This window comes from Erythrobacter sp. (assembly GCF_030066995.1).
Lineage (GTDB): Bacteria > Pseudomonadota > Alphaproteobacteria > Sphingomonadales > Sphingomonadaceae > Erythrobacter.
The window spans coordinates 379,174-392,898 of record NZ_JASJAP010000005.1; the positions used below are offsets into that span (position 1 = coordinate 379,174).

General features: G+C 63.5%; 14 protein-coding genes. 2 read left to right on the forward strand and 12 right to left on the reverse strand.

The window, feature by feature from the left end:
• Nucleotides 1–68: 68 nt before the first annotated feature.
• The 5 genes from QNI87_RS13450 to rpmI form a co-directional block, all read right to left on the reverse strand.
• Nucleotides 69–1,043: a helix-turn-helix domain-containing protein gene (locus QNI87_RS13450; RefSeq protein WP_300597342.1), complete on the reverse strand. Its 975-nt coding sequence runs from the start codon at nt 1,041–1,043 to the stop codon at nt 69–71.
• Nucleotides 1,010–1,993: an AraC family transcriptional regulator gene (locus tag QNI87_RS13455; RefSeq protein ID WP_300597344.1), complete on the reverse strand. Its 984-nt coding sequence runs from the start codon at nt 1,991–1,993 to the stop codon at nt 1,010–1,012. The genes QNI87_RS13450 and QNI87_RS13455 overlap by 34 nt, the downstream gene beginning before the upstream one ends.
• Before the next feature lie 66 nt (nt 1,994–2,059).
• On the reverse strand, nt 2,060–3,961 hold the full coding sequence (locus QNI87_RS13460) for an acyltransferase family protein (protein WP_300597346.1): 1,902 nt from the start codon (nt 3,959–3,961) through the stop codon (nt 2,060–2,062).
• A gap of 166 nt (nt 3,962–4,127) precedes the next feature.
• Nucleotides 4,128–4,487: a 50S ribosomal protein L20 gene (gene rplT, locus QNI87_RS13465; protein ID WP_300597348.1), complete on the reverse strand. Its 360-nt coding sequence runs from the start codon at nt 4,485–4,487 to the stop codon at nt 4,128–4,130.
• A gap of 167 nt (nt 4,488–4,654) precedes the next feature.
• Nucleotides 4,655–4,858: a 50S ribosomal protein L35 gene (rpmI, locus tag QNI87_RS13470; protein ID WP_300597350.1), complete on the reverse strand. Its 204-nt coding sequence runs from the start codon at nt 4,856–4,858 to the stop codon at nt 4,655–4,657.
• A gap of 451 nt (nt 4,859–5,309) precedes the next feature.
• Here rpmI and QNI87_RS13475 point away from each other — a divergent pair, with 451 nt between their 5' ends.
• On the forward strand, nt 5,310–6,116 hold the full coding sequence (locus QNI87_RS13475; protein ID WP_300597352.1) for an amidohydrolase family protein: 807 nt from the start codon (nt 5,310–5,312) through the stop codon (nt 6,114–6,116).
• Nucleotides 6,117–6,122: 6 nt separating this feature from the next.
• Here the strand turns inward: QNI87_RS13475 and QNI87_RS13480 are convergent, their stop codons facing one another.
• From QNI87_RS13480 to QNI87_RS13510, 7 genes are all read right to left on the reverse strand, one after another.
• A complete protein-coding gene (locus QNI87_RS13480; protein WP_300597354.1) occupies nt 6,123–6,545 on the reverse strand; it encodes a gamma-glutamylcyclotransferase family protein in 423 nt (140 codons plus the stop codon).
• 22 nt (nt 6,546–6,567) lie between these two features.
• Nucleotides 6,568–7,665, reverse strand: a complete 1,098-nt coding sequence (locus tag QNI87_RS13485; protein ID WP_300597356.1) for a Fic family protein — start codon at nt 7,663–7,665, stop codon at nt 6,568–6,570.
• 99 nt (nt 7,666–7,764) lie between these two features.
• Entirely contained in the window at nt 7,765–8,697 is a 933-nt protein-coding gene (locus tag QNI87_RS13490) for an oxidoreductase (RefSeq protein WP_300597358.1), read from the reverse strand.
• Between the two features lie 94 nt (nt 8,698–8,791).
• Nucleotides 8,792–9,667 (reverse strand): inositol monophosphatase family protein, encoded by an 876-nt coding sequence (locus QNI87_RS13495; RefSeq protein ID WP_300597360.1) that lies wholly within the window; start codon nt 9,665–9,667, stop codon nt 8,792–8,794.
• Between the two features lie 129 nt (nt 9,668–9,796).
• Nucleotides 9,797–10,162: a ribose-phosphate pyrophosphokinase gene (locus QNI87_RS13500; protein ID WP_366146190.1), complete on the reverse strand. Its 366-nt coding sequence runs from the start codon at nt 10,160–10,162 to the stop codon at nt 9,797–9,799.
• 25 nt (nt 10,163–10,187) lie between these two features.
• Entirely contained in the window at nt 10,188–11,123 is a 936-nt protein-coding gene (locus tag QNI87_RS13505; protein ID WP_300597362.1) for a ribose-phosphate pyrophosphokinase, read from the reverse strand.
• Between the two features lie 361 nt (nt 11,124–11,484).
• Nucleotides 11,485–12,165, reverse strand: a complete 681-nt coding sequence (locus QNI87_RS13510) for a hypothetical protein (RefSeq protein WP_300597364.1) — start codon at nt 12,163–12,165, stop codon at nt 11,485–11,487.
• Between the two features lie 470 nt (nt 12,166–12,635).
• On the opposite strand from QNI87_RS13510, the gene QNI87_RS13515 reads away from it, so the two are divergent.
• Complete coding sequence (locus QNI87_RS13515) at nt 12,636–13,703, forward strand: BLUF domain-containing protein (protein ID WP_300597366.1); 1,068 nt, start codon at nt 12,636–12,638, stop codon at nt 13,701–13,703.
• Nucleotides 13,704–13,725: the final 22 nt, after the last annotated feature.

Genomic DNA, 13,725 nt, shown 5'->3' on the forward strand with positions numbered 1-13,725 from the left:
CCGCTAGCGCCATTCCGGCGGACTTGCAAAGGGTCTCGGCGCGCAGACGCGATAGGTTGGCTTGCGCCCTACCCCTGGGGGTCGTGCAAGCCCTGCACCGCTTCGCCGGCAATCGCCATGCGCGCCTGTGCGGCGGCGATCAGCAACGGTTTGTCGAGCTTGGCGTATTGGCGCGGCGTCATGCCCATGAAACGCTTGAAGTCACGAACGAAATGCGCCTGGTCGTGATACTGGGTGTCGAGAGTATTCAGCCATTTCAAAGATGGATCGAGCATGAATTGCGAAAGGCAGCGCAAGAACCGCTGACGCCGGAGCAACAGCTTGGGGGGAAAGCCAAAGGCGCGCCGCGACAAACGCTCCAGCGAGCGCAGTGTCATGCCGACCGCGTCAGCAAGCTGCGCCGCGCTGGCCACGTCGGGATCGACGAGCGCGGCGTTGACCGCAGCGATCGCTTCGGCGCCTGAAATGGGGCGATCAAGAAGGCGTGTCAGATGCTCGTCAATCAGCGCGATGTCCTGTGCAAAGTCGCGCGGTTCGCCGTTAAAGCGCTTCGCCAGCTCGGGGCCAAGCGCTCGCAGCTGGTCAAAGGCGGGATCGGCGTTTCCGTCAGCCACTCGGTCGGCGTAGGCATGCGCGCTCGCTCCGGTGAGCTTGGCCCATCCCAGCGGCAGAAGACCGATGCCCCAGCTGCCGCCCGCGACTTGTGTCTGGCGATCACCGATCCGGAAACGTGTGGCCTGGCTGGTCGGACCTGTCACCGCGAAGGCCGGGCTCGGCTCGAGCGGCCCACCACCTATCGCCGCGCTTGCCCAGCCTTCGCTGATAGAGCGCAGATTGGCCCATTCTGGGTGAAGATAGTCCTCAATCAAGGGATCGCTCTTCGATGTCTGCGCCTGCGTGAGATAGTAGGTCGTTACATAGGGCCGCAGCGCCTCGCAGGGCAGCGCAAAGCGGATTGTAATGGCGTTGGCGGCGTTGGCGGTCACGATGAAGCCGATACGGTAGGGCGTTAGTCGACCGGGTTGGTTTCGCAACCATTGCAAGGAGGATCGAGCGTCTGCGCCGCGCTGCCCCAGATCCGCGCGCGCGCTTCCATGAACGAGGCGAGAATGGGATGGTCGAGCGCCGCGTAGTCGCTGGGCAGCATGGTCATGAATTCGCGGAATTCGCGGGTGAACTGCGCCTGGTCATGGTACTCTGCGTCCATCGCTTCGGTCCAGCGGCGCGCCGGCCTCTTTTCCAGCCCAGCGTGTGAGCGCGCGCTTCGTGCATCGCGCAGCATGAAGCTCGTCAGGCTGCGCATGAAGCGCTGGCGTCGCATCAGGAGTTTGGGTGTGAAACCGAAATAGCGCCGGCACAAACGCTCCAGCGTGCGCACGCTCATCGCGCACTCGGACGCCAGATCGGCGACGGTCGCATGGTCGCCGCTGACGATGGACTCGTGAACTCGGCGTATCTTGGGCTCGTCACGGCATGTCCGCATCAGCGCCCCCAGCGTTTCGGTCAAATGCGCCAGCTGTTCCTCCTGCGTCGCGTCGGGATCGGTGAGCACCGGGGTAAGCGTGTCGAACTTGGCGAAGGCCGGGTGCGCGGCGCCGTCGCACACCAGGTTGGCAAGGTCGTATGCGGGAGCGTCCACGAACCGCGCCCAACCCAGGGGCAGGAACCCGATGCCCCACATCCGCGCGCTTGCGAGCTCGAACTGGCAGGGCAGCGAACTCGGCCCCGTCGCGCCGAACCGCGCTCCACTCACGCGCGAAGCGCCGATCCGCGCGGTGGGCGCGCTACCCGCAAAGAAGCGGATATTGCCCCATTCGGGCTGGAGGTAATCGGTGACCGCGCCGCCGTCCGCCACATCAAGCGTCATGTGGTAGAAGGTGGTGAAACACCCCTCGAAAATCTCGGGCGGCGTGAAGAACTGGCTGCGCACCGTATAGCGCCCGCCCGCGCGCGCGCCTCTCGGCGGTGTGAAGCTGCCTTGAAACTCCCCCATGACCGCGCTTCTGCCAATTTTGGGACTCTGTTACAAGTTGTTACAAGTCGTTACAAATGCCGGGCACTACCTGGTCCTTTCTGTTGCGCGCCCGAACATCGCGTCGCGCACGAAATCGCGCGCCGCTGCGGGCGTCATGTGACCGGTGTCGTAGTGGATCGGCAGACCGTCCGAGGCCATATGGCGGCAGCCATCGCCTGCTTGTCCGCCTCGGCACTCCCAGTCCAGGTGCGAGACATACCTCCCGCCCGCGCCCTCGACCGCGCGGCGCAAAACCGGATCGATCGCGTCGCGCTTTGAGCGGCGCATGCGCGCGATATACGCCCGATCCCCGCGCCGCTCGGCGATGGCAAGGATGCGCGGAAAGCTCTGCTCGTACTCGACTGGCGGTCCGATCACGACGACCGGTATGCCGATTTCACGCATGGCCTTGACCGTGGCGCCCACAGCCGGCGCGTCGCTTGCGTACCAGCGTGAGGCGAGCACGAGGGCGTCCACTTTGCCCTTGCGCGCCATGTCGAACACGCGCGCATAGGCCCGCTCGCACGCGCTGTCGCCCGCATGGCCGACCACCGGGTTGCAGTCCAGAAGCGTCGCCTGATGGACGGTGTAATCGTCCGCTTCCTCGTCGAGCGCACTCCACAGCATCGCAGCGTAGCTGCTGCCCATGAGGACAAGATCGCGGGTCTCTTGCGAGGGTGTGACGCAGGTTTCGAAGTCGATCTTTTTGCCAAAGCATATACCTGATCGGAACTGCTCGCGGCGGCGTTCGTCGGCGCGCTCGGCCAGCGTAAACGCCATTTGCGCCGGCTGGCTTTGCGTGAGCACTGGCGCGAGCGCACCCGCGACCAGCGCCAGCGCGATGAGCGCCGCCGCACTTGCCAACCCCGTGCGCAAGACCCCGCGCGGCGACAGGCGCAAGAGCGCGCTCTGACCCCTGCGTTCAATCGCGTAATAGGATAGCGCGCCCGCAAGGATCGAAGCGACGACCAGACCCACCCGGCTCCACCGATCGAGCAGCACGCCATACTCCAGCCGCCAGAGCACCATGATCGGCCAGTGCCACAGATAGGTCGAATAGGAGATCCGCCCCATCCAGCGCACAGGCGCGAGCGACAGCGCAAAACCCGCCGGGCCGTGTGCGCCGTAAGCGATGACGAGCGCGGTCCCGATGCACGGGACCAAAGCGGCGGGCGCCGGAAAAGCGCCCATATCGCCGATCAACAGCATGGAGGCCGCGATCAGCGCCAGCCCGGACAGCGCCAGCGCCGAGCGCAGCCAGGCGGCCTCGACCCGCACACCGACACCGCACGCGATAAGGCCGCCGATCGCCAATTCCCAAGCGCGGGCCGGGAACAGGTAGAAGGCCCCAGTCGGCGCGAAATGCGAAAGAGCAAGGCACAAAACCAGCGACAGCGCGAACAGCGCGCCGATCCCAAAGGCTTCACGTCCCGGCGCCCAGCGCTTGAGCCCGATCAGGACCAGCGGATAGAATAGGTAGAACTGCTCCTCGACGCCCAGCGACCAGGTGTGCAGCAGCAGCGCGGTGTCGTGGTACGCGAAGTAGTCGGTGGTCTGCCAGAAATACATGTTGGCAAGGAACCCGGCGGCCCAGATCGCGCTGTGCGAGAGCGGTGGCCAGTCGCTCGGCAAGAGCAGCCACAGCCCGGTGCCCAGCACAGCCGCGATCATGACCCAGACTGCGGGGCCAAGTCGCGCAAAGCGCCGTGCGTAGAACCGGGCAAGGCCCGCGCCGCTCGCGTCGGTCTCGGTCAACAAGATGCGCGTGATGAGATAGCCGGAGATGACGAAGAACACGTCGACCCCGACAAACCCGCCGGGAAGCTGCGTGAAACTGGCGTGGACCAGCAGCACCGGTACGATGGCGACGGCGCGAAGGCCTTCGATTTCGGGCCGGAAAGCAAGTCGCGGGCGCGCCGTCGTCTCTCTCGTCGTGGAGAGCGCCATCTCACTCACACGCTTGTCCAATCCATGGTTGCGCTTTCACCACCCTTCGAGCCGCCCCGGCAAACGGGCCCGGAACGCGAAAAGGCGACCTCTTGCGAGGCCGCCCTTTCTTTGCGTTCCCGACGTTCAACCAAGCTCTAGCCGAGTTGAAAGCGTGTAGGAAAGCCTACGCCGGAAGCGCGTCCTTCGCCTGCGCAATGATGGTCTTGAACGCGGCTTCTTCGTTCATGGCGAGATCGGCCATCACCTTGCGGTCGAGCTCAATGCCGGCCAGCTTCACGCCGTGCATGAACTGCGAGTAGGTGAGGCCTTCGGCGCGCACGGCTGCGTTGATGCGCTGGATCCAGAGCGCGCGGAAGTTGCGCTTCTTCACCTTGCGGTCGCGATAAGCATACTGCCCGGCCTTTTCGACGGCCTGGCGCGCAACGCGGATCGTGTTCTTGCGACGGCCGCGATAGCCTTTCGCCTGGTCGAGGATGCGCTTGTGCTTGGCGCGGGTGGTAACACCACGTTTGATGCGAGGCATGTCTGTATATCCTTTTGTTTCGTGCGGATCAGGCATCCGCCTGATCCTTGGAGCCAGGCCACCCGCTCCCTCCACCCTTCCACCCGGATTATCACACCGGGTTACGATCCGGGTGGAAGGGTGGAGGGAGCGGGTGGCCTGGCCTGCGCGGCTAAAAGCCGCTCAAATCAATCCAGCCCGTAGGGCGCCCATTTCTTGATCGTCCTCGCGTCGGCGTCGCTGATGACGTCGGTGCCGCGGTTTTGACGGATATACTTCGCGTTGTGGCTGATCAGGCGGTGACGCTTGCCCGCGACACCGTGCTTGACCTTGCCAGAGGCGGTGATCTTGAAGCGCTTCTTCACACCGCTCTTGGTCTTCAGTTTGGGCATTTTCATCTCCTTTGTCAGAAGACACGTTTGGCCAGCCCTGGCAGCCCTGTTGGCCAGGCGGACCCGTTGATTCGTGTCAGTGAAGCGCGCCCCTTAGAGCCGCTGGCGGCCGGTTGCAAGGGCGAAGGCCGCGCACGGGCTGTGTCAAACGGCGCGAGCGCCCCCGCACCACCCACTCGGTTCGTCGCGCGTGGAGAACGCCTGGAACACATGGAACACTGTCCAAGGGAGAAAAGCCAATCGATCACACGCGCGCGATTTGATCGACCAGAGCGATCACCCGATCGGTGTGTCGCTCGCGCGCCGGGCACCGCAAAAGCCGGGAAGAACACAAAGGGACCGGAGCGCATGACCATCACCCCGCAACCCTATCGGCGGGCGGGCGAGTAGGAAAACGCCGCACCGCCTCCAACGCTTGCGAAGCGCCACCGCATCGGCCAAGCCTGTTGGCATGATTATCGATGCATGGGGCCAGCACCCCACCTTGCGACACAGCCAGTCACCCTTGTTTGATTCCCTGCGGCGCTGGACCAAAACCCCCGCGCCAAGCGAAGCGCTGCCGGTTGCCGCCACGATTGCGGCGATGGACCAAGGGGGTGTCGACACCATGCTGATCAGCGCCTGGCAAGCGCCCCACCGCGACCTCATCGCCAATGACGAGGTCGCCGGTTTTGTTGCGCAGGCGCCCGAACGCCTGATCGGTGTGGGCTCGGTCGATATATCGAAGCCGATGGAGGCCGTGCGCGAAATCAGACGCTGCATTACCGAACTGGGCTTCAAGGCGATCCGCGTGCTGCCCTGGCTGTGCGAGCGCGCGCCGACCGATCGGCTGTTCTACCCCGTCTACGCGGCGTGCGCGGAACTGGGTGTGCCCTTCTGCACCCAGATCGGGCACACCGGGCCGCTTATGCCTTCCGAAGTGGGTCGCCCGATCTATCTTGATCAGGTCGCGCTCGATTTCCCCGAACTCACCATCGTCGCGGGGCATATCGGCTATCCGTGGACCGACGAGGCCATCGCGGTCGCAACCAAGCATAGCCGCGTCTTTATCGACACCAGCGCCTACACGGTGAGCCGCTACCCGCCCCAGCTGGTCGAGTACATGCGCGCCCATGGGCGCAGCAAGGTGCTGTTCGGCACGAACTATCCGATGATTACGCCGGGCAAGGCGCTGGAAGGCCTGGAGACGCTGAGCCTTGACGATGAGACGCAGGCGCTGTTCCTGGGGGGCAATGCGGCGCGGGTGTTCGGGCTCTAGCCGCCCTTATCGTTCGCTCTCTTGGGAGAGGGGCGTGTTCCCCGTCTCCTCCAGCCAGCGCACAAAGTCGCCATGCGGGATCGGGACCGCGTTCTCCGGCAGTCCGGCGGTCCAGACATAGGCCTGCGCCAGAGTGTCGCCATAGCCGTCCCAGCCATCCACCTCGATGGGTTGGCGGGTGTAGTCTGCGCCTTCGAAGGCGTCGATTGCGGCAAGATCGACCGAACCCGCCTCATGGATCGTCCCGTGAACTATCGTGGAGAAGCGCGCCTGCGTGAGGATCAGCGCCGGGTACCACTGGTCGCCTGCGGGGATGGCGTAGAGCGCGCCGGTCGTCGTCGCCGGCAAGCCAAGGCCGAGGCCTTGAAGAAAGGGCCAGTCTCCCACACCCTCGCGCAGGACGCCGTAGAAGAAGAGGTGCTGGGGCATTGCGCGGCTAGTACGCTCAGAACTAGCGAGGGCTATCCTCACTGAGAAACAGCTGAACCAGGGGCTCATTGATATAGTAATTATTGCGGCCTGAACGATGCTTGCGCAGCACTCCGGCTGCTGCAAGCTCATCCAGATACTTGGCAGCTGTCGGCCTTGAAACGCCAAGTTCATTCTGAACGTATTCGATACGCGTATAGGGGTGTCGAAACATATTGTTCAACAAGTCTTGCGAATAGAACCTGAAATCCGTTTTCAGGGTTCTTTTGAGGCTGGCCATCTGCTTTCTGATCGCTTCAACAAGCATGAGCGTTTGTTGAGCAGTGCTTTCCACCCCCTCGATCATGTAAAGGAGCCAGCCCTCCCATTCACCTGTCTCGCGGACATGTTGCAACAAACGGTAATACTCAGGTTTGTTCTGCGTGATGTAGCGGCTAAGATAAAGGATAGGGATGTCAAGAAGTGCGCAGCGCGTAAGAAAGAGTACATTTATGATCCGCCCAATGCGCCCGTTTCCGTCCGGAAAGGGATGAATGCTCTCAAATTGGTGGTGAATGATCGCCATCTGTGTAAGCGGATCCAGATCGCAACTCTCAAGAGGTGCGTTAATGAACGCCTCGAGCCGATCCATGTAGACTTTGATCTTCGGCGCTTCTTGCGGTGGAATATAGACCCGCTCACCGGTGTCCTCGTTGAGCAAAGCCGTGCCTGGAGTTGATCGAAAACCGCCCTGACTTCGTTTCAAAATTCGAAACATCGCGATAATCAGATTGTTGGTTAGCAGGCCACCAAGGGCAAGTTGCTGTTCGTAACCATGGCGCAGCGCGTCACGATAGCGCGATACTTCTTTTGCAGCAGGGGAATTTGGGCTGTCCGGAAATGCATTGAACTGAAACAGCTCATCCTGCGTTGTGACAATATTCTCGATTTCCGAGCTGGCCTTCGCCTCCTGCAAGGATAGCGTGTCGATCAGGATACCCTGATTGGGGATCGAGGAGGCCTTACCTTTCAACTCTCCCAGATATCGGTGCGCCCGCTTGAGAGCTTTGAGAACGCGAGCCGATTCGGTGACTGTGGGGGGAGGCAGATCAGGGATCGCGTAGGTTGGTTTCAATGCCATAGGTTACATCAAAATATGCGTACAATTTTATCATACCAATACATCGTATAAAAAAATTCCCGTTTTCTTATCACGTTTTTGAATCATGCAAAGAGCCCTTCAAACCGCCAGCTTCTCCCCTACCAACTCCTCGCTCATCTCCCACAGCCGCCGCGCCGTCACTTCGTTGCGCGCGCGATCATCGATGATCGCGTCGCCCACGGGGCCGCGCGCGTCGAAGGGGCCGGTGGGGCCGTAATAGCCGCCCGACACCGCGCGCTCATCTGCCGCTGCCAGCGCGGTGGGGTAGGCGCCCAACTTGGCGGGCTGCGCGAGCACCTTGTTCGTCACGGCGTACAGCGCCTTGAAGAGCCCGGTTGGTCCCTTGAACTGCAGCGCGGTGTCCGAATAGCCGGGGTGGCACGCGATCGACTTGATCCGCGAACCCGCCGCCTCCAGCCGCCGGTGCAGCTCCTGCGCGAACAGCAGATTGGCGAGCTTGGACCGGGTGTAGGAGCGGCTGGGATCGTAACCCGCCTCCATCATCAGATTGTCGAAATCGATCCGTCCGAACTTGTGCGCGATGCTCGACACCGTCACCACGCGCCCGCCGCGCCCATCGACCTGACCGATCATCAGCGCGGTCCAGAGGAAATGGCCGAGGTGATTGGTGCCCAGCTGCATCTCGAAGCCGTCCTTGGTCTTCTGCCTGGGTGTCTGCATGACCCCGGCGTTGTTTATGAGGCCGTAGATCGCGCCGAACCGCTCGCCCGCCTCCTTCGCCGCGGCCCGGATCGAAGCGCCGTCCGCGAGATCGAGGCCAAGCAGTTCGCAGCGCCCTTCGCCCAGATTGACGATCTTGGCGAGCGCGGCCTTGCCCTTGGCCTCGTTGCGGCAGGCAATCACGACGTCGGCGTTGCGGCTGGCGAGGATCTTGGCGGCTTCGAAACCGATCCCCGAATTGCCGCCGGTGATGAGGAAGGTCTTGCCCGACAGATCGTCGAGCGCTTCGGGTGTCCAGTTGCGGATAAGCGGATTGCGGGTGGTGGGCATGGGGGTATCCTGATTGGAAGGTGTGGGCCTTCAGAAACAAGGCCTTTTGCCACCCAACACACAAGGCCCCCCAAGAGGTTCCGAAAAAGGCGCGTCAGTCCTCGCCCGGAAGCGGAAACTTGAAGCCGCCGGAACTGGGCAGGATCGTCGTCTGTGGCTGCGACGCCTCGCGCACATGCGCAGGCAACTCCGAAGACCCCATCGCCGCCAGCACGTCCTCGATCCGCGCCGGATCGCCCAGCGCGATCACCGTCCCGTCGCTGTCCGCGTCAAGCGGATTGCCCTGCCAGTCGCTCATCACCCCGCCCGCGCCTTCGACCACCGGGACAAGCGCGGCGTAGTCGTGGATCTTCAGCCCGGCTTCCATCACGCAGTCGATATTGCCGCTCGCCAGCATCGCGTAATTGTAGCAATCGCCGCCATAGATCGGAAAAGGCCGCTTGGGATAGGCGTTGACGACAAGGTTGAGCCAGGCGTCGGACTGGTCTGCATCGAAGCAATGCGGGCTGGTGGTGGCAAGGCTCATGCCCTCGACCGCCGCGCACGGACGCGCGCGCACCGGCTCTCCGTTGAGCGTCGTGCCTTCTCCCACGCGCCCGACCCAGCGTTCGCGCAGGATGGGTTGATCGATGATACCGAGCACCGGCCAGCCATCCTGCATCAGCGCGATCAACGTGCCAAAGATCGGGCGCCCGGCGACAAAGCTCTGCGTGCCGTCGATCGGATCGAGCACCCATTGCCGCCCCGCGCTCTCGTTGGTGGTGCCATACTCCTCGCCGATGATGCCGTCCTCGGGCCGCTCTTCCTCGATCATCTTGCGCATGACCGCCTCGGCACCGCGATCCGCTTCGGTCACAGCGGTGTTGTCGGCCTTGGTCTCTGCGTCCCAGTCGCCGCGAAATTTCGGGCGGATAACCTCGCCCGCGGCGTCGGCGAGGCGGTTGGCGAATGCAATGTCTTTGGGGGTCATGGGAAGGCCCATATTCGTCATTGCGAACAAAGTGGAGTCGTAGACGGCCATAGGCGAAACAATCCAGCGCAGTTTCGCTAGAGGCTCTGGATTGCCGCGCGGCTTCGCCGCTCGCAATGACGCAAATGCTTAACGCGAGCTCCAGTGATCGAACGCGATGCGTTGATGCAGGGCCACATAGGCCTTTGCCTCGGGGCCCTCCCATGCCTGCGGCCATAGTCCGGCAAGCTCGTCAGCCAGATGCGAGCGGGCGACGAACCAGCCCTGCCCTGGCAAACCGTCCGACTGGCGCACGACCAGCACAGCGAGGCCCGGCTCGCCCGCCGCGCGCCCGTCTTCGTCGATCGCGTCCAGCACCGCGCACAGCGCGCGCATCTTGGGCCGGGTGAAGCGATAGCCGAGGAGGTTCAGTATCTGCGAATAGGTAAGCGCGTTGCGAGCACGCGCCGCGCCGATAAGGATCTCGCGAACCTCTTCGGGATCGAACATGCTCATGCGGAACGCGAGCCGCCCGTTCCCATCAATCGAACAGCGAACTCACGCTGCTTTCATCCGCAATCCGCCGGATCGCCTCGCCCACCAGCGGCGCGATGGTCAGGATGCGAATGCGCTGCGAGGCGAGCGCGGCCTCGGTCGGGCGGATCGAATCCGAAATCACCAGCTCGGTCAATTGCGAGCCGTCAATGCGCGCGACCGCGCCGCCCGAGAGCACGCCGTGCGTGATGTAGGCGGCCACCGATTTCGCCCCGCCTTCGAGCAGCGCGTCGGCCGCGTTGCACAGCGTGCCTCCCGAATCGACGATGTCGTCGATCAGCACGCAGTGGCGGCCCGAAACATCGCCGATAATGTTCATGACCTCGCTCTCGCCCGGACGGTCGCGGCGCTTGTCGACGATGGCAAGCGGCGCGTTGTCGAGCCGCTTGGCGAGCGCCCGCGCGCGCACCACCCCGCCGACATCGGGCGAGACGACCATCAGGTCCTGATCGCCGTAGCGCGCCTGAATATCCGCCGCCATCGTGGGGGCGGCGTAAAGGTTGTCGGTCGGGATATCGAAGAAACCCTGGATCTGGCCTGCGTGCAGGTCCACCGCCAGCACCCGGTCCGCCCCCGCCTCGGTGATCAGGTTCGCGACCAGCTTGGCCGATATCGGCGTGCGGGGCCCGGGCTTTCGATCCTGCCGCGCATACCCGAAATAGGGCACCACCGCCGTGATCCGCTTGGCCGAGGCGCGTTTGAGCGCGTCGATGCAGATCAGCAATTCCATCAGATTGTCGTTGGCGGGATAGCCCGTGGGCTGGACCAGAAAGACATCCTCGCCGCGCACGTTTTCGTGGATTTCGACAAACACCTCTTCATCGGCAAAGCGGCGCACGCTCGCATCGGTCAAGGGGATTTCGAGATAGCCTGCAATCGCGCGGGCAAGCGGCAGGTTCGAGTTGCCGGACATGATCTTCATCGAAGCGATTCCCCGTGGTGCGAGCGGTCTTGGACCCCGCGTAAACCCAAGTCATAAAAACGCAACCGAGGAGGCGGCCTTGTCGTCATCCTTGTCGCTATCTTTGTCGCCATCCGTGTCGTCATCCGGTTGGCCACACGCCGCTGATCGCGCCAGGTGTGTGACGCGCTTACTTCGCCGCGCGCGGACCTAACCGTGCAGGACGCGATCAAGGATATGGAGAACAAGGCCGGCCGGTTCGAGCGGCGCGAGAGCTTTGCCTACGCCGTTCTCACCCCCGACGCGGCGCGCGAGCGCGTGGGACGAATGGGACGCGCTGACCGAGACGACCGAGGCGAGCTAACCGCGCCGCGCCAAGGCGCTATTCCTCATAGACAAAGCTGATCTGGTCGGCGTCGTAGACCCACACCCAGGGCTGGAAATAGCCGCGTTCGTGCTCGCCGCGCCTGTTGCTGACCGGGCTTTGAAGGCCAAAGCGCGCGTCGATCCATTGCAGGCGCACATCGCCTTCCACCAGAATGCGGCGATTGTTGAGGCGCTGCATCATCGTGAACATGTTCACATCCGCCAGCCCCTCGCGCCGACAGCCCTTCACCTGGATCGCGCCGTTGACGATCTCACCCCCACCGCAGGCCCGCGCGCGTCTCAGGAGGGCTTGGAGCACATCTTCTTCAAACGCGATGGTGAGCGTGCCGAACTCGCCGTAATCCTGGCGCGAATTGATGAAGTAGAGCCGGTCGAGATTGCCGAACAGGCTCTGCCCGCCGCTGCGGATATCAAGCAGGAAGCGCCCCGGGCGCTCGCCCTCTACGCCCGCGCGATACGCCAGAAGAACCGCCTCGCTGGGAGTGGTGCACCCCTCGCGGCATTCCGCCAGATCGGCGCGCACGCGCTCAAGTTCGGTCTCGTGCTGGGCCAGACCGGCGAGGCGCTCCTGTATGGCCGGCTCGATCATCGGTGCGGCAACAGCGACCGGCGGCGTCTCCGCCAGCAGGGCCGAGGCCGAAAAAAGGGAGGCAAAGGCCAGAAAGGATCGCAGCACGATTGTTCCTGAATGAAAACGAGAGAGTTCGATGCGAAGTGCGCGATAATATGGCGCTTTTCAATGAACCGAACATGAGCAAGCGTCTTCGGCGCGCGCGCCGCCGATCACGAAAACGCAGCGTAGAGCCTGTGAATCAACGACTTGACGCGAAGCCTTGTCTAGTCGACATTACAAAGGTCTCGGCCTTCCGGAGTCGCACGATTCCGAAACTCAAGAGAGGGTCGTCTTGCGGGTCTGACATTGGTTAGCGGCTGCGCCAAGAAACGCGGCAGGCGCTGGCTTCGGGCAGGCACCTGGCCATGGATCGGGCCGGGGAAGTCGGGCGGCTTGAGGGACCACAATATCCAAAGCCTGGTCGGGACAAGCAGGCTCCACTCAAGAAGGGTTCTTGCGGTGGGCCCTGGAGGGATCGAGGGCTGCGGCCCGTTTACATCCGCGCGCCTTCATCCTGTTGCGGGAGAACGGGAATGCTGCTGCACGACGATAACGGCCCGACGGGCGCGGGAATGATCGGTTGCCTCACCTATCAAAGCCGCGCGGCTTCGCCACCATCCGACGCCGACCTTGACGAACTCGTCACCCGGGCGCGGGCGCGCAATAACCGCCACGGCGTCACCGGGATGCTTCTTTACGAAAACGGGCGCTATCTCCAGACCCTCGAAGGCCCGCCCACCGGGCTCGACACGATCTGGTCTTCGATCCGGCAGGATGAGCGGCACGCGGAGATCGAAGTGCTCACGCAGCACCTGGTTTCGGGGCGACTGTTCTCCGACTGGGATCTGCTGCTTTATCGCAAGCTCGATCAAGCGCCCAAGTCGCTGTTGGAGAAATTGCGCCGCAAGAACCCGCTCGCGCAGCACGTGCCGGCGATCGTGCAATACGCGCTGGAAGCCGACGAGCCCAAGCTCAACGATCTGTTCGCGCGGCTGAACGAGAAGGGCTGGAGCGGCGACGCGCTGGTGCGCGAACTGCTCGAACCGGCGGCTCGGATGATGGGCGATGCGTGGCTGGCGGATGAGTGCAGCGAGTTTGATCTGACGCTGGGCCTTGGCATGCTGCAAATGGCCGGACACGCGGTGCGCTACAGCAAGGACGCGGACGATCTGCGCGACAGCCGCTACACGATCCTGCTCGCCAGCGCGCCCGGCGAACCGCACCTTTTCGGGCCCTCGCTGCTCGCCGATCAGTTCACCGATGCGGGCTGGGGAGTCGAGATGGCCTTCCCGACCAGCAACGAAGCGCTGACCAACCAGATAAACGAGCAACAGCCCGACGCGGTCGATATCGCGCTCTCCGACGCGCTGCCGCGCCAGAACAAGGTTTCCAAGCTGCGCGAGACGGTGCGCCAATCGCGCTGGTCGCTCCCGGATCAGCCGCTGGTCGTGTCGGTCGGCGGGCGCCTGTTCGCCGAGGCCTCCGCCACCGCCGAGCAGGTCGGCGCGGATCTGGCCCGCCAGAGCGCGGCGGGCACGCGGGTGACGATGGGCGAACTGGTCGAGAACGCGCGCCGGGCGCAGGAGAAGACGCAGAGTTAGGTCCGACTGTCACTCCCGCCTT